Source organism: Virgibacillus dakarensis (assembly GCF_900155625.1).
In the GTDB taxonomy this organism is placed as follows: domain Bacteria; phylum Bacillota; class Bacilli; order Bacillales; family Amphibacillaceae; genus Lentibacillus_C; species Lentibacillus_C populi.
Map to the genome: position 1 here is coordinate 2,388,123 of NZ_LT732554.1, position 20,475 is coordinate 2,408,597.

At 34.5% G+C, this 20,475-nt stretch carries 22 protein-coding genes; 18 read left to right on the forward strand and 4 right to left on the reverse strand.

Features of this window, described 5'->3' with window-relative positions; genetic code table 11:
- The first annotated feature begins 28 nt into the window (after window positions 1-28).
- Window positions 29-238: a copper chaperone CopZ gene (gene copZ, locus CZ382_RS20930; protein WP_060681791.1), complete on the forward strand. Its 210-nt coding sequence runs from the start codon at window positions 29-31 to the stop codon at window positions 236-238.
- Window positions 239-589: 351 nt separating this feature from the next.
- Window positions 590-1,231, forward strand: a complete 642-nt coding sequence (locus tag CZ382_RS20935; protein WP_060681792.1) for a YdhK family protein — start codon at window positions 590-592, stop codon at window positions 1,229-1,231.
- Between the two features lie 289 nt (window positions 1,232-1,520).
- Here the strand turns inward: CZ382_RS20935 and CZ382_RS20940 are convergent, their stop codons facing one another.
- Together CZ382_RS20940 and CZ382_RS23850 are read right to left on the reverse strand one after the other, a co-directional pair.
- Window positions 1,521-1,715, reverse strand: coding sequence for a DUF7695 domain-containing protein (locus tag CZ382_RS20940; RefSeq protein ID WP_060681793.1), 195 nt, complete (start codon window positions 1,713-1,715; stop codon window positions 1,521-1,523).
- Window positions 1,716-1,918: 203 nt separating this feature from the next.
- The gene (locus CZ382_RS23850) at window positions 1,919-2,713 is read right to left on the reverse strand and encodes a hypothetical protein (RefSeq protein ID WP_088053035.1); all 795 of its coding nucleotides are present in this window, start codon (window positions 2,711-2,713) and stop codon (window positions 1,919-1,921) included.
- A 284-nt stretch (window positions 2,714-2,997) separates the two neighbouring features.
- Here CZ382_RS23850 and CZ382_RS20950 point away from each other — a divergent pair, with 284 nt between their 5' ends.
- The 5 genes from CZ382_RS20950 (at window position 2,998) to CZ382_RS20970 (ending at window position 10,952) form a co-directional block, all read left to right on the forward strand.
- Window positions 2,998-4,365, forward strand: a complete 1,368-nt coding sequence (locus tag CZ382_RS20950; RefSeq protein WP_159457853.1) for a TniQ family protein — start codon at window positions 2,998-3,000, stop codon at window positions 4,363-4,365.
- Complete coding sequence (locus CZ382_RS20955; RefSeq protein WP_060679778.1) at window positions 4,349-7,015, forward strand: TnsA endonuclease N-terminal domain-containing protein; 2,667 nt, start codon at window positions 4,349-4,351, stop codon at window positions 7,013-7,015. The genes CZ382_RS20950 and CZ382_RS20955 overlap by 17 nt, the downstream gene beginning before the upstream one ends.
- Window positions 7,016-8,026, forward strand: coding sequence for a DDE-type integrase/transposase/recombinase (locus tag CZ382_RS20960; protein ID WP_060679780.1), 1,011 nt, complete (start codon window positions 7,016-7,018; stop codon window positions 8,024-8,026). It begins immediately after the preceding gene.
- Between the two features lie 157 nt (window positions 8,027-8,183).
- Window positions 8,184-9,335, forward strand: a complete 1,152-nt coding sequence (locus tag CZ382_RS20965) for a TniB family NTP-binding protein (RefSeq protein ID WP_060679781.1) — start codon at window positions 8,184-8,186, stop codon at window positions 9,333-9,335.
- 111 nt (window positions 9,336-9,446) lie between these two features.
- On the forward strand, window positions 9,447-10,952 hold the full coding sequence (locus tag CZ382_RS20970) for a helix-turn-helix domain-containing protein (RefSeq protein ID WP_060679783.1): 1,506 nt from the start codon (window positions 9,447-9,449) through the stop codon (window positions 10,950-10,952).
- Between the two features lie 452 nt (window positions 10,953-11,404).
- On the opposite strand, the gene CZ382_RS20975 is transcribed toward CZ382_RS20970, so the two are convergent.
- Together CZ382_RS20975 and CZ382_RS20980 are read right to left on the reverse strand one after the other, a co-directional pair.
- Window positions 11,405-12,766, reverse strand: coding sequence for a replication-associated recombination protein A (locus CZ382_RS20975; protein WP_235000518.1), 1,362 nt, complete (start codon window positions 12,764-12,766; stop codon window positions 11,405-11,407).
- A gap of 470 nt (window positions 12,767-13,236) precedes the next feature.
- Entirely contained in the window at window positions 13,237-13,821 is a 585-nt protein-coding gene (locus tag CZ382_RS20980; protein ID WP_088053038.1) for a YjgB family protein, read from the reverse strand.
- Window positions 13,822-14,161: 340 nt separating this feature from the next.
- Here CZ382_RS20980 and CZ382_RS20985 point away from each other — a divergent pair, with 340 nt between their 5' ends.
- The 11 genes from CZ382_RS20985 (at window position 14,162) to CZ382_RS21035 (ending at window position 20,268) form a co-directional block, all read left to right on the forward strand.
- Window positions 14,162-15,112, forward strand: coding sequence for an alpha/beta hydrolase (locus CZ382_RS20985; RefSeq protein ID WP_088053039.1), 951 nt, complete (start codon window positions 14,162-14,164; stop codon window positions 15,110-15,112).
- Window positions 15,113-15,491: 379 nt separating this feature from the next.
- Window positions 15,492-15,647: a hypothetical protein gene (locus tag CZ382_RS20990; protein ID WP_140392770.1), complete on the forward strand. Its 156-nt coding sequence runs from the start codon at window positions 15,492-15,494 to the stop codon at window positions 15,645-15,647.
- On the forward strand, window positions 15,607-15,987 hold the full coding sequence (locus CZ382_RS20995) for an SAP domain-containing protein (protein WP_088053041.1): 381 nt from the start codon (window positions 15,607-15,609) through the stop codon (window positions 15,985-15,987). Before CZ382_RS20990 ends, CZ382_RS20995 begins: the two co-directional genes overlap by 41 nt.
- Window positions 15,974-16,105 carry a hypothetical protein gene (locus tag CZ382_RS24575; RefSeq protein ID WP_268811335.1) on the forward strand — a complete coding sequence of 44 codons (132 nt, stop codon included), beginning with the start codon at window positions 15,974-15,976 and terminating at the stop codon, window positions 16,103-16,105. Before CZ382_RS20995 ends, CZ382_RS24575 begins: the two co-directional genes overlap by 14 nt.
- Window positions 16,106-16,336: 231 nt before the next feature.
- Window positions 16,337-16,594 (forward strand): type II toxin-antitoxin system Phd/YefM family antitoxin, encoded by a 258-nt coding sequence (locus CZ382_RS21000; protein ID WP_088053042.1) that lies wholly within the window; start codon window positions 16,337-16,339, stop codon window positions 16,592-16,594.
- 2 nt (window positions 16,595-16,596) lie between these two features.
- Entirely contained in the window at window positions 16,597-16,914 is a 318-nt protein-coding gene (locus CZ382_RS21005) for a type II toxin-antitoxin system RelE/ParE family toxin (RefSeq protein WP_088053043.1), read from the forward strand.
- 50 nt (window positions 16,915-16,964) lie between these two features.
- Entirely contained in the window at window positions 16,965-18,020 is a 1,056-nt protein-coding gene (locus CZ382_RS21010; protein ID WP_088053044.1) for a M42 family metallopeptidase, read from the forward strand.
- A 137-nt stretch (window positions 18,021-18,157) separates the two neighbouring features.
- Window positions 18,158-18,493 carry a nucleotidyltransferase family protein gene (locus tag CZ382_RS21015; protein ID WP_088053045.1) on the forward strand — a complete coding sequence of 112 codons (336 nt, stop codon included), beginning with the start codon at window positions 18,158-18,160 and terminating at the stop codon, window positions 18,491-18,493.
- Window positions 18,448-18,855 (forward strand): nucleotidyltransferase substrate binding protein, encoded by a 408-nt coding sequence (locus tag CZ382_RS21020; protein WP_088053046.1) that lies wholly within the window; start codon window positions 18,448-18,450, stop codon window positions 18,853-18,855. The genes CZ382_RS21015 and CZ382_RS21020 overlap by 46 nt, the downstream gene beginning before the upstream one ends.
- A 406-nt stretch (window positions 18,856-19,261) precedes the next feature.
- Entirely contained in the window at window positions 19,262-19,615 is a 354-nt protein-coding gene (locus CZ382_RS21030; RefSeq protein WP_088053048.1) for a lmo0954 family membrane protein, read from the forward strand.
- Window positions 19,616-19,632: 17 nt separating this feature from the next.
- A complete protein-coding gene (locus tag CZ382_RS21035; protein WP_088053049.1) occupies window positions 19,633-20,268 on the forward strand; it encodes a PspA/IM30 family protein in 636 nt (211 codons plus the stop codon).
- The last annotated feature ends 207 nt before the right edge of the window (window positions 20,269-20,475 follow it).

Below are 20,475 nucleotides of genomic sequence, written 5' to 3' on the forward strand. Positions count from 1 at the left end.
AACATCCTTTAGAGGAGGTGAAAACAGTATGGAAAAGAAATCAATAGATGTACAAGGTATGACTTGTGGTCATTGCAAAATGTCAGTTGAAGGTGCATTGAAAAAATTAGATGGTGTATCCTCTGCTGAAGTTAATTTAGAAGCTGGCAAAGTAGATGTTACTTTTGATGAATCGAAAGTAAATGTTGATGCCATGAAAGAAGCTATTGAAGAACAAGGCTACGATGTGGGAGCTTAATAAACATAGTAAAAAGCTGATTTTCTATTTGGAAATCAGCTTTTTTTATGCAACATAAATAAAATGATATAGTACTTAACACACGATAATTGCTTTTCAGTGTAAAATTAAGTTATATAGATAACTAAATTTTCAAAGTGTAGGTTGTATTCTAAATGAAAATATCGATATTAAGGTAAAATGTAGTATTTAAAGAGCATTTTGATAATGATTGTTACCAACATTAAGGTAAAATGTGAATGGTTCATCTTAGATTCAAAATGATTCTTAGTATCTAAAAATCTGCATATATTCTGCAAGTCTCTTGGTTAAAATAAAGCAATAGCAATTCAATTAGGAGGGAATGTTTAAATGATAAGTAAAAAATTTGTAATTGGGATATTAACTTTATTTACAGTGCTTTTCTTAGCTGCATGTACAGGTGCGAATGAAGAAGAAAACACAGAAACTGAATCAAGCACTGAAGAAAATATGGACACGGAATCCAATAATGATGAAATGGATATGGAGGAATCTGATACCAACGAAGATATGGAAGGCATGGAGCATTCTGGTATGAACCATTCTAGCTCTGGCGAAGTTCCCGAAGGCCTACAAGAAGAGGAAAACCCAACTTATGAGGTGGGCAGCCAAGCAATAATTGAATCCGACCATATGCTGGGGATGAATGGTGCTGAGGCAACGGTTATTGGCGCATATGATACAACGGTATATACTGTTTCCTACACGCCAACGACTGGTGGAGAACCAGTAGAAAATCATAAATGGGTTATTCATGAAGAAGTTAAAGAAGCAGGAGATGAACCTTTTGAACCGGGAACTGAAGTTACTCTTAATGCAGATCACATGAAGGGCATGGACGGTGCAACTGCAGTAATCGATTCAGCGGAAGAAACAACCGTATATATGGTTGATTTTGTTGCTACCGATTCTGGAGAAGAGGTGAAAAACCACAAATGGGTAACGGAAAGTGAATTGTCACCAGTAGAGTAATTATTAAATTAGGGACCTATCCACAAACTGGGTAGGTTCTTTTTGTAGTAGTTGAACTATAAGAGGGATTTATTATTATTGACATATTTTAGAAATGATTCAGTTGTATTAGGTTTCGTGATCTATACTTTTATGCTAAATTATTGTTTTATCGTTCGTTACATTCTTTTGTGTACCCCCATTAATACGGCAACGTCATCTTTCGAAATTCACCAACCGATTACCTATATTAGAACAGCAATAAATACTTGCTAGTGGATCAGTTTAAGTTCTTCAAATATATACGAAATCATTCATATTCTACTAATTCATCATAAAATTTTTCAGGTGGATTACTAGGAAAAATTCTTTTGGCATACTCCAGTCCACCGTCAATCGCCACCGTTTTGCATGAACATTGTTGAAAATCATATATCTGTTTTGATTCAATAATATCTCCGCAACATTTACAACGAATTCTATTTCTTTTTAACCTTTTATTCATGCTACTGTCTCCTTCTATATAAACCCACAGAATTCTATATGATTATAATCTATGTAGTTATAAAATGACAATGATTTCATTGCGCTATGCTTTAGAACAGCAAAGAAGTCATTAAGAGTATGTAATTAATTATTTTTATCAAAAAAAGGCTGTCCTAAGAGTCATTACGTTCTGTCTGGACAGCCAAAAAAATTTAATATAATTTAGAGAGGTAAATTATCATCGAATTCTTCCTCAAGTGGAAGATGTAGTTCGATATCATCTTTATTTTCTTTATGAATTTCATTCCCATTGATTTTAAACATCCAACTAAATTCATTTATATTTCTTTCCTCATTTCTTAAATCATCTAATAGTAGTACCAATATATTTTTGACCTTTCTTACGTTTCGGTCATTACTATTCTTGTTTAATAGTTTAAATATACCATTGAAATACTTGATTACCTTATTAATTATTTCTCTAAATTCCTCTATGCTATTTGCAAAATATATTAGGAATGGTAAGTCAAATATAAGGTCATTCTCAATTAATTCATTTTCTTTGTTACTTCTTATATTTGCCAATCTTAACCAATGTTTTTTAAATAGAATGATTCTATTAAAAATATGCTCATAATTTTGCACTGATTTAATAAAGTTAATTTCTACTATATCTCTTTTATAATTAACTAATCCATCGTGAATTATATTTAAACAATCCTTATATTTAATATTAAAATATGGAATCGAGAATAGGACTTCATCTTCAGTCTGATTATGGTCTTGGTATATGATCAACTCAAATTGTTGGAGTACATAACCTTGATAAAAATATTTAAAAATCCATCGGTGAAAATTAATAAGGTCCTCTGTCCATGCAATGTAGCTATTTGATTCATTTTCGAAGTATTCATAGTTAAACGGTTCGTCAATTGGACAATCGTACCAAGTTACATCTACACGATTATAATTATTTTTTTCCTCTTCCATAGTAAAAACAGCTCTAAATGATAGCATTTATTCAACCTCCTAAGATAATTTTAAGTATTATACTCTATTAAAAAAGCTATTCGAATAGCTAATTATAATTTTAAAAATAAGGTCTAAATGTACTTTAATCGTATATTTAGACCTTATTTTCATGTGTGAATAAATACAAAAATACCTTACTTTAATCCAAATAAAGCCCTAAACAGACCGTTTATGCCCGTGAAACGACCTGATAAGGAAAAGGTGCATATTTAAATATTCTATATGGCAATAATAACTATTAGTCTATTAAATATATGGGGTGTAATAGAATGATAGAAATAAATTTAGATTCTAGAAGTGATTTATACAGTATTGAACCAATTGGTTTACAAACTGAGTTAGTTGAAAGCCTGAGCAGTTATTTAATTAGGGTAGCATATGAACATAACATATCTGTTGGTCATTTATTTAATAAGATGATTTTTCCTGAAATGAATAAAGGTTATTTAGAACGGGCTTCAGCTTATGGGGGGAACCGTTTTTATGAAAAGGCAAAAACTGTAAATGGATACATGGAAAATGCTGTTGAACTTGCATGGACAGTTGAAAAGTTAACATCCAGAGATGACCTAATTAATTTAACCTTGTACAACCTAAAAGAATTCATTCCATTGAGAAATTTGTTGAAGGATACACTTACTTGGTGTCCTGACTGTATTAGAACTTGGGAGAAAAATGGAGAGGTTATTTATTATCCACTGATATGGCATTTAAAACCTGTAGAGATTTGCAAAAAGCATAGTCGTTTTTTGATTGATAGATGTCCTATATGTAAAAAGAAAGTTGATATCATACGTAGACAAATGGTTCCCGGCTATTGTCCAAATTGTTTCTCTATATTAGCCCAAGATAGCGAAAGCAAAAGGATCAATCTAGAAAAATTTAGGTGGGAACTTTATGTTTATGAAAATTTGAAAGATATTTTATCAATAAATCATAACAAGATAGACGTTCAAAGTTTTAAGCATACATTTATAAACAAATTGAAAGTAATAAATGAAGAACGTTTTTCAAATAATGTTGCGGGTTTTTCAAGTCACCTAAGTATCCCAAAAAGCACTCTCCGATATTGGCTATATGGTCAAAACTTTCCTTCTTTAGATAACATACTAAAAATATGTTTTAAATTAAATAAAGAAATTTTAGATTTCCTCTTAGAATCTCAAAAACTAGATGTTAATATATTTCAAATTAATGACAAGCGGGTCATTAATAATAAAACAAAACAAACTCGAAAACCACTTAATTATGATGTAATTGAGAAAAAACTGATTGAACATTTAAGTACAGATACTCCAATATCGATGAATTCAGTTGCAAAAGTAATTGGTCGGGATAAGAGGGTATTGTACAGAAATTTTCCGGATCTTTGTAAACAAATATCGAGGAGATATTACGACTATATAAAAGAAAAGTCAGAGCTAAGAATTAAAAGGTTAAAAGAACAAATTAATCTAGCCTTTAATGAGTTGGAAAATGAAGGATTATATCCTAGTCGTAGAAAAATTGAAGACAAGATTAATAAAAATGGGGTTTTAAAAGAAAAGGTTTTACAAGATTATTGGAAATTTTTATTAGTACAAAGTGGTTATGAGTATAAGAATAGGAGGACATATTTAAATGATGAGTTCAAGTGAGTTTGATGAATGGGCAGCAAGAATGGACTTAACGGAAGAGGCAAAGAAGGAAATTCAACGGATAAGACAGTCCCCTCCAGCAAGACGGGTTGGGGGAGGTAGAAATAACGTTAGTGGAAGGTATAGTAGTAAAAAGATGGGGGTTACCATTCAATTTGAGAGCCATAAGGTTGAATTACCAACTATCTATATGATGGAATTTAATGATGATGTTTTGGAGTATTATGATCAACCACCCAAAATAAAATTGAATTATTTTCAAAGTAAGAAAGATAAAAATAGAAAAATGGCTTATTGGTATACAGCAGATTTTTTTGTAATCGAAAAGGAAAGAGCCTATTGGGTAGAGTGCAAGACAGAAGAACATCTTATTAAAAAGTCTCAGGAAAAACCAGATAGATATTTTAGAAATAATGGAAGATGGGAATTCGCACTCGGAAAAAATTATGCAATACAGTTTGGTTTGGATTTTCTTGTACGTTCGTCATCTGAGATTAATTGGATACTTCAACGTAACCTTGAATTTCTGGAAGATTATATTACCAATGGGCATAAACCCGAAGATCAAATTATTGCAAAGATTAAGGAGGCAATAATATCTGCGCCCGGTATAACCATACTAGAGCTTATTCAAAATGCAGAGGAACGGTTTACCTCTGATGATATATATGACTTAATAGCAAATAACATCATCTATATTGATTTGTACAACGATTTAATAACCGAACCAGAGAGTGTAAAGGTATATCTAAATAAACAACAGCATAAGGGTTTTTCGATAATTGAAAAATCAAGTAGAAAAAGAATTTCACCTAAGATGATTGAAATAAAAAACGGGAATAGTATTTTATGGGGAGATAGTGCTTGGACTATCTTAAATTACGACAGTGGCAATAAAAAAGTGTTTCTATATTCAAAAAGTACAAATGAACATGCTGAATTACCAATCCACTTGTTTGAATCATATATATCAGAAGGTTATATAAAGGCTGTGGAAAGTAATAACAATAAAGAAAGTATTAAATTAAACAAGATGATTGCCGAAGCTAGTGAAAAGGACTTAGAAGAGGCAAATAAGAAATATGAAATTGTTACAAAGTATCTAAACGGAGAAAATGTTCATTTAAATGTTACTAGAAGAAGTCTCAGAAATTGGGTAAAAAAATACAATGATGCAGAAGAATTATATGGAAATGGTTTTGTCGGACTTCTTCCCAGAACAAAAAAAAAAGGAAATAAAAATTCGAAATTGCCACCGGAAACAGAAAAAATAATGAGTGGTGTAATTGATCAAAGTTATAAAAACATTAAGTCTAAAACAGCGAAACAAGTTTATCGTGAATTGTTAGTTAAATGTGAAGAACTTAATATTGATCCACCATCATACCAAACATTGTGTACTGCGATTAATAATCTTTCTAAATATGAAGTAGCAGAATCTAGAAAGGGAAGAAGAGCAGCATATAAGTTTGAGGAATTTTATACTGAATTAGAATTTACTACTCCGAAGCATGGGGAGCGTATTTTCGAACTGGCGCATATTGATCATACTGAGCTAGATATTGAACTAAAACTTACTAGTCATAAGACCATGAGACCGTGGCTTACCGTGATGATTGATGCCTTTTCTAGAAGGGTCCTTGCCTTTTATCTAACATTTGAACCACCTTCATACCGGAGTTGCATGATGATTATTAGAGAATGTGTAAAGAATTATAACCGACTACCTAACTTCCTTGTTCTGGATGGGGGAAAAGAATTTCATAGTGTATATTTTGAGTCTTTACTGGCCTTTTACGGTGTTCACAAGAAACAGAGACCTGCTGCAAAATCAAGATATGGAAATGATGTGGAAAGATTATTCGGCATAGCTAATAAATTGTTTATTCATAACCTTGCTGGAAACACACAATTAACAAAAAATGTAAGACAAGTTACTAAATCAGTAAATCCGAAAAACCATGCAATTTGGACACTAGAAACTTTAAATGAAGCCCTTGAGAACTGGTTTAATATAGTTTATGACAATAAAATAAATCCATCGCTTCATCAAAGTCCAAAAGAATCATATGAAGAATCAATTAATGTTTCTGGAAGTCGTCCGAATACCTATATTTCTTATGATGATACTTTTATTTTAATGACATTACCATCTCCAAAAGGAAAAACTAGAAAAGTACATCCGGGTAAAGGTATTAAATTATCATATTCATATTATTGGTGTGACCAATTCAGAAATCCAAAAATTGAAAATTCCCAAGTTGAAGTAAAATATGATCCTTTCAATATTGGAATTGCATATGCATATGTAGGAGATCAATGGGTAGAATGCCAATCTGAAGGTTACAAATATTTATATGGTAAAAGTGAAAAACAAATGAAAATTATTACAGAAGAAATCAGGCAAAAGAATAAATTATATTCACAAAACAATACAGTGACAGCAAAAATGATTGCACAATATATTATAGACTCTGAATTAAAAGAAGAAGAATTAATAAATGAAAATTTAGCTTCAACTAAACCTGAATTAAAGGTCTTTGAAAGCAACGATAGATCAAATGATGAAAATGTGGAAGATAGTAATTCTAATGAAACAGATGATATTTATGATGACGACGATCTTGAGATATTTGGGGAGTTGATATAGGTGACAAAGGAAAAAAGATTATTTGAAAAATACCCTTCATCAGAATCTAAGAATGAACGAGAAGATATTTTAAATGAAATTACAAATGAGCAAAAGTATGGACTTGGAAAGGAAGGAAGAAGAACCTTATATAAATATGAGGGATTTTATAAAGAACTAGAATTTACTACTTCGAAATATGCTGAAGGTATTTTCGAAACAGTATATATTGACCATGCCAAATTAGATATAGAAGTAGAAATTGATGGTAAGCATTCTAAGCGACTTTGGTTAACACTAATGATTGATGATTATTCAAGAAGGGTTCTTGCCTTTTATCTAACCTTTGAAGAACCCTCTTACAATAGTTGTATGATGGTTATAAGGAAGTGCGTAAAAAAATATAACCGGCTTCCAAAAAATTTGGTAGTAGATAGTGGAATGGAATTTAATAGTGTTGATTTTGAAACTTTACTTGCAACTTATGGAATCCATACGAAACAAAGACCACTTCTAAAAGCAGGATTTAATAATGTGGTAGAAAGATTATTTGGTTTAACAAATAAATTATTTATCCAAATCCTTATGGGAAACACGAGAAATGTACAGCAGGTTAATAATTCTGTGGACTCCAAAAACTACGTTGTATGGACACTTGAGACCTTAAATAAACGACTTGAAAACTGGATTTATAATGTATATGACAATTATATAAACCTATCACTTCAACAAAGTCCCAAAGAAATATTCCTTAATTCTTTTGAAGTATCCGGACGTCCGAATATCTATATTCCTTATGACGAAAATTTTATTTTGATGACACTACCTTCCCCAAAAGGTAAAACCAGAAAAGTTCAACCAAGACGGGGAATTAAATTAAACTATTTATATTATTGGTGCGAACAATTTAACGATCCAATGATTGAGTATACTAAGGTTGAGGTTAAATTTGATCCATTAAATACTGGAATATTATATGCGTATGTTAATAATCAATGGATTCGATGCCAACTTAGTGTTATAAGTATTTAAATGGTAAGACAGAGAATGGATAAAATTATAAGCTGTAAGGCCTGACTTAAAGATAATTAATAATGAAGAAACCTGATTAAATAAAGTGAAACTATGGGCGATTCAATTGTTCAGAGAGCGTATATGATGATTGTGGGGTTGCGAGGAGTTGGTTTAGGTGACAAAAAAACAAAGATTATTTGAAGAAGAGCTTTTAACAAAATCTAAGAAAGAGCGCGAAAAATTTTTTAATGATTTTACTGTTAGCCATACAAAAATGAAACAAGTTTCAGATGAATTAAAAAATGAAATTTATAAAGGCTCTCAAAACATCATTATGGTCGTTGGCCCATCAGGAGTTGGGAAATCCAGACTCTTTTCTGCAACAATGTTATCTGTTCTTAAAGATATGGAAGAAGAAACTGAGAAAGATAGAAGCATTATCCCTATCTCTGGTATAGAGCTTCCAAATCCAGATTTAGGGAAGTTCAATTGGAAAGATTTCTATTATAGAGTACTTTCATCATTAAGGGATCCATTAATTGATTATAAGATTGATGTTACTGATATTGAAAAGAAAAATAGGAAAAATAAGAAAAGTAACAGTAACAACCCCCTTAATGCAAATACTGCGCCAGAGCTACGTAGATCAATAGAGAGTGCATTTTTTAACAGGAAAACAAAAGCACTTCTAATTGATGAAGCTCAGCACTTTTTTAAAATTAATTCAGAAAAAAGGGGTAACAGTGAACAGAACCAAAGGCAATTTAATTCTATTAAATCATTAGCAAACATGAGTACCACAAAAATTGTTTTATTTGGAACTTATGATTTAAATGCTGTTTTCAATTTAGATGGTCAGTTATCTAGAAGGGTTAAGGAAATTCACTTTCCGAGGTATGATTATACCAATGCGGAAGATAGAAGGTACTTCCAAGCTTTATTATTGACCTTTCAGAAATTGCTACCTGTGGAGAAGGAACCCGATTTAAAGAAGTACTCGGAATATATATATGAGAATTCCATTGGGTGTGCTGGTATTCTGAAGAATTGGTTACAAAGATGCCTTTCAGATGCTATAGAAAAAGAAGAGAAAACTATTACCTATCAAAATTTGAAAAGAAATGCTTTACAAACAAAAAAGCTTTTAACACTAGCAAAAGAGGCAATTACTGGAGAGTACTATTTCAGTGATAATAAAAAAGACAAAAATGAGCTTCAAACCTTGCTGGGAATTAAAAATGAGAAAGATAATGAAAAACCAAAAAGAAAAAATAATCCTAAGCCGGGAATTAGAAAACCAGAAAGGGATACTGTAGGATTGGCCTAAGCTTAGGGGATATAAAATATTAAAGAAAAATTGAGTAGGTATTTCCTGCTCAATTTTTTATTTCTTAGATTTACTTGTTAACGCATTATCATACATCAGGAGGAATCAGTAATGAATTTATATTTAAGCAGTTTAACAGATGAACAAAGAATAGTAGATTATTTTTTATCCACCAGAACAGAGTTATATAATATTGAACCGATTGGAATTGGCACACCTTATGTAGAAAGTCTATCAAGTTATATTTCTAGAATCGCGGAAAATCATAATTTAGCTGTATCACCATTGCTGAGTAAAGTAATTGCACCTATGCTAAATATAGATTATTTAAAAGATCAACTTAGACAAGGAATAATTAAGGATACTTCACATTTTATTAATGAGAATAGTCCCGTTACTTTGGAATATTGTAATGCATTGGAATTATTAACAAGTAGAGATGATCTACGTAATCTGACAATGTTAAATTGGCAAGGGATTTTTTCAACAAAACTCTTTTGTAGATATAGAAAGTGGTGTCCAATATGCTTAAATAAAATGAAATCCGATTCAAAGATTATATATGAACCGCTAATTTGGTATATTTCTGATATAAAAAAATGCGAAGTACATGAAGTAGTACTACACGACCAGTGTCCAAATTGTAAAAGAAATTTACCGTATTTGCATAAGGAACTAATGGTTGGATATTGTCAATATTGTGGATCGTGGTTGGGAGGTGAATTGGTATTTAATAAAGAAATTTTAACCGAGGAAGATATATTTATTTTCCAAAATTATAAGGAATTGCTTGCAAATTCATCAAAGCAATCAATTTACCCAACAAGAGTTTTTATTTCAAACTTTTTAAATAGATTAATGAAGAAATTAGATATTAAAAGTGTAGCAAAGTTGGCAAATATTTTAGAGTTAAATTCAGCAACGGTCAATTCATGGGTAAAAGGAAGAAGACATCCTTCAAGTGAAAGTCTTTTAAAAATTGGTCGAAAAATAGGTTTAACTATTTATGAGATGCTTTATGACAATAATAAAAAGGTAGTGCTTGAAATAAAAAAAGATAGCTTTACACCACAGAAACCTATCCCAATAAGTGAGATTGAAAATTGTCTAAGGAAAGAGGTCAATTCAAATGAGCCAAAAAGTCTAAATAAAATATCCAAAGAGTATGGTTTTTATGTACCCACCGCAAAAGGGAATTTTCCTAAATTATGTGAAGAGATAACAGAAAGCTATAATTATTATAGAGAACAACAGGTAAGAAAAAGAAGAATCGAAATTGAAAAAATGTTAACAGATTGTTTAAGTCTGGATACCCCCATAAGTTTAAATCAGTTTTCAAGAGATTATGGTATAACTTTAATAACTGCAAAAAGAGTTGCCCCAAATTTATGCAAAAAGGTCGTTAAACGATATGAAGAGTATATTAGTGAATTAAAAAGGAAGAGGGTTCAAATTATAAAAAGAGATATTAAAGAAATTGTAAATATTTTACATCAAAAAGGAATTTATCCTAGTTCAAATAAGGTACTAGAAAATCTCGAAAATAAGCATTTATTTAGAAAAGAATGGGTAAAACAGGCTTGGAAGGAGGCTTTGGAAAGTTTAGGATATAATTGAATATTTAATTCTACAATTGTTAATCTAAAATTGAGTGTAAAAGGGTACTGAAATTAAGTAAACCATATAGTTTCCTAAAATAGAAATGTAAAGCATATAATTTCCTAAAATAAAATTGTAAAGCATAAAGCTTCCTAAAAGTAGAAAAAAGAGGTTATTACTCGATTGTATTTGAATGGTAGTAGTCTTTTGGGTTAATAAGTCTTTTAAAAAGAGCTGAGATACCTTGTGGCTCTAGGGTTGGAAGTTATATGCTTTATTTCTAGGAAATTATATGCTTTACGTCACATAATAAAACATTATCTAAAGGAAATTTGTTATAGCGCAAAAAAACCTTCTTCGAATAATCTCTTTTTGTTTAATTGATCATCACTATACTTCCCATTTTCTTGGAGTAACAGAATTATATCTGCTTAGAATCCACCCAGCTCGTTTTTTCTTTTGTTCTATTCTTAAGAATAGGTAGATTTCTCCAAGGACTCGAAATACATCCATTTTCTTTTTAATGTATAGTGTATATGAGTCTTAATTTTACTGCAGGGATCTAGACAACGATTAATTACGAAAGCTTCAACCCAACGATCCTTGGGGAAGAATCGATCCGAACTCCATTGTTTCCATAGGTGGTGCATCGTCATTACATCCAGATACGCTAAACTTTTCGTCACTACAATATCTTTTTCTTTTGTTGGTGCATTGCGTAACTGCATGGGAACCGGTTCATTCATGGATTCTTTAGCATCTTTTTTGGCCTTTGAATAGGCTGCATAGGCGGAATTTGACTTGGGTGCCATTGAAAGATAAATGACGGCTTGTGTAAGGTGTACATCACACTCCGGCATTCCAATAAATTGACAGGATTGAAAAACAGCTACCGCTATCTCTAAAGCCCTGTTGTCTGCTAAACCAATATCTTCACTAGCAAATCTGACCAATCTCCTCGCAATAAACAAGGGGTCTTCTCCAGCTTCCAGCATTCGTGATAACCAATAAATAGATGCGTTAACGTCACTATTTCGCATCGATTTATGGAGTGCTGATATGATGTTATAATGTTCTTCCCCGTCCTTATCATATAGAAGCGACTTCCTTTCAATAATTTGGGAAAGATCTTCTTTTCCAATAGCAATGGAATCTTCTTGTTCTTTTCCGTTGAGTACGGCCATTTCTAAAGTATTCAAAGCAATTCTCCCATCACCATCAGAAAACGCCGCTATTGCCTGCAGTACACCATCTTCCAGTTGAATATGCTGATCACCAAACCCTTTTGGATCGGCAATAGCTTTTTGTAATAATTCAACTATTTCATTACTCGATAAGTTGTATAAAGCAAAAACTTTACTGCGTGACAACAAAGCAGAATTTACTTCAAAAGAAGGATTTTCAGTAGTTGCACCTATAAGGATGATGCTTCCTTTCTCAACATAGGGCAGAAAAGCATCCTGCTGCGCCTTATTAAACCGATGAATTTCATCAATAAACAAGATATGTTTATCACCTAATTCTCTGTTTTCTTCGGCCTCTTTCATCACATTGCGAATATCTTTGATCCCCGTTGATACAGCACTAAAATCAATAAATTTCGACTTCGTATGATTAGCAATAATTCTAGCCAGCGTTGTTTTTCCAACTCCGGGAGGGCCCCAGAAAATCATGGAGGAGACTTGATCATTCTCAATCATTTCCCGTAGAACCTTTCCTTCTCCTAATAAATGTTTCTGTCCCACCAAATCCTCCAAATGTTGAGGTCGCACCCTGTTAGCTAATGGGCGATGCTTATCATTATCATTTTCAAATAACGAGCCTTGCTTCAAGAAAAACACCTCCTTATCGATTTTATTGTGTTTCAAGTTGCAGAAATGCATATAGCTTAAAATTTATTGCCTAAACGATATTAAATTATATTGGGTGAACTACGACTTTGGAATGAAGGAAACTGGGAATTAAAAATATATTAAACTCATGTTTTGACCTAACTTTTTTTCAAAACACGCACTTTCTATTTGTTCCTTATTCTAACAAAACCACATATGAATAAAACCGTCACCCTTAGGAATTATAAACTCAAGTTATGGTTATATTTATAATTGAATTCAACCTTCTTTCCAGCCTAGTAACAATCATCTCAAATTCCTATAATTTGTACAATAGGTTATTCCACAAAATGGCCCTTATATGCGATACTGGCGCTAATCCTTATTAGGGAAAAGCGCGCGTTTGTGGCAATCCAAAACACAAAAGTAGGGTCCGCCTCAATTTTGAGACAACCCTACTAAATAAACAGCTATTTCGCTTCTTTTAAATTCACATGATCAACTGTCTGATCACTGCCAACGACAAAATGAAGCTCATAATCTCCCGTTTCATAAACAAAGTCCATTTCATTTGTGTCAGGAACAGCAAGAATCTTATCCGGACTTCCTATTTGTTCACTCAATACGGCAGGTGTGATTCCACCAAGGTTTGTTTGTCTTTCAACACCTGTACCAAAGTTTCGAATTTCAGATATGGTATTATCTTTGTTATAGGAAAAACCATATCCGGGATTCCCCATATTCCAGCTATACAAATCAAATTGGCCCTTAACCTTTTGAGGACTACCTAACTTTTGGTGAACATCCCTTTTTGTGCTTTTATTGATTTTAAGCCCGTGAACCGCACTGGGCATCTCTCCAGTAAAGGCCTGATCATAAATGTTGTTCAAGTACTCAGCTGCCTCTTGGTTCGTAATAGAAGAATGGATACCCGAAACAGATGACGCAGGAATACTAGTATCGGAACTATCAGCAGCAACGGACGACAACCCTGCCCCAGATAACGCGAAACCAAAAGCAGTTGCGCCAACTAACAACCCTTTTTTAACATTCATACTTTATCTCTCCTCTCAAAACTAACTTTTCATTCTTACTTGTTGTCTTCCCATCATTTACTTTTTAAAACATCAAAAATACTAGCCGCCATGAACGAAGTAAAGATCTTCCATGGTGATGACCACACTGCTTCCTTCGCTGAGCAGCGGAACTAGTTTCTGCACGGTGAAATAAGGCCCTTTGGCATTGATTCCTTCTCTTCGCTTGGCGATGAACATTTGTCTTGAATTTCAAATGACTGTCGAAGAAGTATTCCAATTCGTTAAATGTATTACGATGATGAATATACATTGACATAACATAAAAGAATAAGAAAAACTAATATGAAGGAGAATGATCATGCCCGTAAATCCTAAAATTCAGTTTTTCCTGGACAAACTAAATGCACTTCCGAAAGTTCCTATGGATGAAATTGAACCGAAAGCTTATCGACAAATGGAAAAGGAATCAATAAAGGATATGCCGCAACTGAATGTACCAGTTAAAAAGGTGGAGAATCGGGTTCTGCAATTAGAAGGTCGGGATATTCCCATACGAGTTTATACTCCGAATAAAGGGATGGCTCCATACCCGGGATTGGTTTATTACCACGGTGGAGGATGGGTTCTGGGGGATTTGGACAGTCATGATTCTGTTTGCCGATTCCTTGCAGATTCAGCAGCATGCATCGTTATTTCGGTCGGTTACCGTTTAGCACCGGAACATAAATTTCCTGCTGCGGTAGACGACGCCTACGATGCACTTGAATGGATTGCAACACACGAAGCGGATTTTGCGATTGATCGTAACCGAATTGCTGTTGGCGGGGATAGTGCCGGCGGAAATCTTGCAGCTGTTGCTTGCATTATTGCCAAAGAACGAAAAGCACCGGAAGTTTGTCATCAACTGCTTTTGTATCCTTCAACAGGATTTAAGGAGGAACCGCCTTCGTTAAAGGAGAATGCAGAAGGATATTTTTTAACTTTAGAATCGATGAACTGGTTTAGAAAGCATTATTTCAATCGTGATGACGACATGCTTCATCCATATGCTTCACCGATCCTGTATCATGATTTAAGCGGTTTGCCCTCAGCTACAATTTTAACAGCTCAGTATGATCCGTTACGTGATGTGGGGAAAGCGTATGCTGACGAACTGAAAGCAAATGATGTAGAAGTTTTTTACAAAAATTACGATGATCTTATTCATGGATTTGCAAATTTTGCTGGATTTGTACCTGAAGCGAAGGATGCGCTTGAAGATGGTGCCAGAAGTCTTCAAAAGGCCTTTGTACTCAGTGTAGAACAGTGATATTTCATAATGGGTGGGTAAGAACTAGCCTTGGAGAATACTCGCTGTAGAATGAGCCGGAATCACTAAAGATTTCTTGATAATCACTGTAGATTTCCCGAGAATCGCTGTAGTTTGAATCAAAAACGATAGATATGCCATGTTGCGACCGCATGAACGAACTGGAGCTTAAGCTGCTGAAGATCTAGAACTGGCAGCAGGAAAAATATTTTATTTCCGTTGTTTGATATGAACGACAGGTGTAAGACTTAGATCATCGGAAATGCATCTTCTTTAATTAAGCCACGAAGCGATCCTTGTCGTTTGAAAAATACAGGGGAGTTAATAATGTATGAACGTGTTGGGTAAAGCATAAGAACGACAAGCTGAGGAAGAGTGGATTGCCTTGATCCAGATGGCGAAACAAATCGGACTGGCACCGGAAGAGGTTAGAAAGTTTATTAGAGGTCATAAAACAAACGTGGAAAAGATCAGTATTGGGGGAGGTTTACAAAATGAGACAATTTCATCCGGATATGACAATTCAGGAATTTGAACAACACTATTGGTACAAGGAGAACTTGAAAAGAATTTGCCGCGAACACAATCTCTCATCACATGGCACCAAAGCTGAATTAGAGGATAGAATTAAAAGATTTCTCCAAGGTGAAATAATACCGGATAAAAGGAAGCAAAGTTCAGGCCAAAGAAAGCGTAAGAGCCCTGCTGAAATTTCGTTGGATACAAAGTTGATTCCGGATGGATTTAAATTTAATCAGAAGGCAAGGGAATTTTTTAAAGCATACTATAAAGTTTCAAAGTTTTCTTTTACTAAAGAGATGGCATCTGCTTTAAGAGATGCTGAGCAGGGGCGATCAGGACATGACGGTAGCTGACTTGATTGCTATTTACGAAAATGGAAAAGAATACGAACAACATCCCCTGAAGACAGAACTTATCAATGGAACAATTTTGTACGCGATTTCAATAGCGATGAAAGAACAAAAGGAATGAAAAACAAAATGAAGGTAGCGGCGTATTTATGGCAGCAGGTTAAAAATAATCCTGGTTCAAAGGAATATGACGGGGAATTATTAGATGAATTTGGTACTGAACTGAAAAAATGACGTAACGTATTTCACATACGTGTGGAATATTAAGTAGTCGAATAATAGCCATCTAGAAAAATGGCTATTATATCAACAAAATGATACAATAACGATATATATTGAGGAGGTGCTCCAAATGCCGTTTATTCGACCAAGTTCAGACCTAAGAAACAGGTATAATGAAATATCGGATTTTTGCCATAAATATGATGAACCAGTTTATATTACGAAAAACGGTCAAGGTGACTTGGCTGTAATGAGTATTGAAACATACGAAAAACTTATCGGGAAATTTGAACTGTATAAATTGATTGATGAAGGTATTGCTGACATAAACAAAAATAAGACACGACCATTTAAAGAAGCATTGGCAGATATTCAAAAGGATTTGTAGGTATGAAATCCTACAATATTGTTTTGTCAAATGTTGGTGAACATGATTTACTTGAAATCGGCAGGTATATTTCCATGGAGCTATTAGAACCTGAATTAGCACGAAAACTTGTTTCTAAAATCGGAGATGCTATTCTGAGCCTGGAACGTATGCCATATCGAGGTGCTTTGGTTAAAGATAGGCGTCTTGCTCAAATGGGGATAAGATATCTGCCGGTTGAAAATTATATTGTTTTTTATGCGATAGATCAGAAAACAAAAGTAGTTTCAATTGCAAGAGTACTATATAGCAGAAGAAATTGGCAACATCTATTGATTTGACCATTTTCTAATCCTCTTAACGTATGAATAGTTTGAAAGGAGTTAGCAAAATGAATACATATCCAAACATAACCGAAACAAAAGAGCAAATTAAACAGTTAGTCGCAATCCCAAGTCCTTCCGGTTACACGGAAAAAGTGATTCAGCATGTCGATCTTTTTTTACGGAATTTACAGGTGGCAACAAGACGAAACCGCAAAGGTGGCTTAATCGCGACATTACCTGGTAAAAATGAAAAAGAACATCGCATGTTAACAGCTCATGTAGATACCCTAGGTGCGATGGTAAAGGAAGTAAAAAGTAATGGCCGGCTTCGTCTCGATCTGATTGGCGGATTTAAATATAATGCGATTGAAGGTGAGTACTGCGAGATTCATACATCAAGTGGTAAAGTTTTTACCGGGACCATTCTGATGCACCAAACGTCCGTCCATGTTTATAAAAATGCTGGGGACGCTAAGCGTAATCAGGAAAACATGGAAGTCCGGATTGATGCCAGGGTTGAAAATGCTGAGGATATTCGCGAACTCGGCATTGAAGTTGGCGACTTTGTATCATTTGATCCGCGTGTCGAGCTAACTGAAAACGGGTTCATAAAATCCCGCCATTTGGATGACAAAGCAAGTGTCGGTATTTTACTGCAGTTAATCAAGCGACTGAAAGAGGAAAATGTGACACTTCCATATACGACACATTTTCTGATCTCAAACAATGAAGAAATTGGCTATGGCGGGAACTCGAATATACCCCCTGAAACGGTTGAATATTTGGCGGTTGATATGGGAGCAATGGGAGATGGGCAGTCGACTGATGAGTACACGGTTTCCATTTGTGTGAAGGATGCTAGCGATCCATACCATTACGGGTTGCGCAAACATTTGGTTGAGCTGGCGGAATCACATGATATCAGTTATAAATTGGATATCTACCCATACTATGGATCAGACGCATCGGCAGCAATCAGGGCCGGTCATGATATTGTCCACGGACTTATTGGACCAGGCATCGACTCCTCCCATGCTTATGAGAGGACGCATGAAACATCATTGGAGTGTACGGAGCAGTTGCTGTATTATTATGTGCTTTCAGAGATGGTTAAGTATTAAGGAAGTGACGTTAAAAGGGCGAACTTACTCATTTGGGTGGGTTCGTTTTTAATGTTCCAGTTACATTCCAGCGTTAGGACGTTAAGTTGATGGATCGAATATGATATAATAGTGAAAAATGGCGGACGGTGATTATCATGACTTATAACAGAGATCAAACGTTGATGCATCTAAAAAATATAATTAATACAACGTTAAAAGATACGCCGGCAAATGTATATCTTTTTGGATCATGGGCTCGAATGGAGGAGAAAAGAACCTCTGATATTGATGTAGCACTGCAATCACAAGAAGAAATTCCAACAATAAAACTGGTTGAACTTCGGGAAAGAATTGAGGAATCAACGCTGCCATATCGTGTTGATTTAGTGGATTTATCAAAGGCGAATCCGGATATTGTTAAAAAGGTTAAAAGGGAGGGAATACAATGGAAAGATTGCTCGAACGAATCCAAGTCGCAAACAGGGCTCTAAAGGTATTTGATGAATTAGTAAATATTAAAGAACCAACTAGTATAGAGCGTGACGCGGCTATTCAACGTTTTGAGTTTAGCTTTGAGGCGTGCTGGAAAGCGGGTAAGCAATATTTATACGATGTTGAAGGCCTGGATATTGGTTCTCCAAAGGGGGTTATTCGTTCTTTTCGTGAAGTTGGTGTTTTCACAGAAGAAGAAACTGTTTCTGGCTTGCGAATGGTCGATCACCGCAATTTAACTGTTTATACATATAACGAGGATTTAGCTATTGAAATTTTTGGTGTTTTACCTCAATATTACCCACTTCTTTGTGATTGGATGGAACGTATTGATAACAGGGTTCATATGGATGAGGAATAGGAGATTAGGAGTGGATTTCATTGTCTCTTTTGGTTAATACGATGTCGATAATTCTCATTTTAATCGGTATTACTGCTTTCTCTCGATCTATGAAATATCGCCTTAATCGTGTTTACTTTAAATTAGGACCGATCAAAATCCCGTTTTGGTTCTGTAAAACGACTGCTTCCGTATTTGTTATTGCCCTTGCGATTTTCGCGCTAAAAAATAATAGTTTGTAAAATCATGACCACCCGTTGGACGGGTGGTCATGATTTTTATGCTTACAATATTATTCCACAAAATTCGAGCGGAGCCAGGTACCTACGTCTCAGGCCCTACTAAAAAATATAGCTCAGGCTCATTATCGAAATCCCAATTACCCGATATGATAGAGACAAGATAAGGAAAGGAGGATTCGACATTCATGAACAAGTTTCTATTGTTTTTAGGTGGATTGGCGGCACTGTTTGTTTTACTTGCCATGTTAGGCCCGATGGTACTGCTGGCAGTGAGTATTTGGCTGTTGTATGTGATCTTTAAGCAATTTATGAAAAGCGATTCGACAATCGGAAAAATTGGCTGGGTAATAGCAGGACTGATCGTATTCGGTATTGGCTTATCCAATATTTACGCGATAATAGGTGTGGCAGCGGCATATGGATTGTATTTGATTTTCCGAAATTTCAGAAGTGATCGTTCCGAAGCAAAAGAAAAAACGATAGTGGATGATGACCCATTCGCAAATTTTGAAAAGCAATGGGCGGAGCTTAACCAATAAAAAAGGAGTGTTTCTACATGTCAAACTTATTTACACGTATAAAAGATTCCGTTTCAGCGGATCTGCATAACCTATTGGATCAAAAGGAACAAAAAAATCCGATTGCTGCGTTAAATCAATACTTGCGGCAAAGTGAACAAGAGAAGGAAAAGGTCCGCAAACTTGTGGAACGGCAGTACAAACTCAAGGATGAATTTACGAGCGAATATCACAAAGCACAGGACTTCGCTGATAAACGGTTAAAACAGGCAGAGGTTGCTGAAAAAGCGGGAGAAGAACAGCTGCATCAATTTGCCATGAAAGAGCATGATGAGTATCAAGCGCGTGCAGACCGAATGAAAACGTTAAGGCAAGAGGCAGTAAATCAGCTGGAAAGTCTGGAGCAAAAATATGAAGAAATGAAACATAAACTAAAGGACATGCACATACGCCGGATGGAGTTAATGGGCCGTGAAAACATTGCCCATGCCCACCATCAAATGAATAAAGTTATCGAAGAATCCTCGGACAAGCCATACTCGCGTTTTGCGGAGCTGGAAAATTATATTGAAGGTCTGGAATATAAGGTAAACAGCTCTTATTACCGCAGTACCTTCGATAGTAAGATTGCTCGTTTGGAAAAGGAAATGAAAGAACAGGAAAAAGCAAATTAAATCTGCTGCATTCTGATAATGTAGGAATAAGGTAAAACATGGTATACTAAACAGGCGTAGCGACATGCGTCTGTTTAATTATTAGAAGATATGTAAAAAGTCACCAAATGATAGTCGGCAGTAAGGGGGCTTCTGCTAAAATCAGTCCCGGCAATCGCCGAAAACAGAAGCCAGCCCCCTTGAACTATGCAGCCGACTATTCTACTT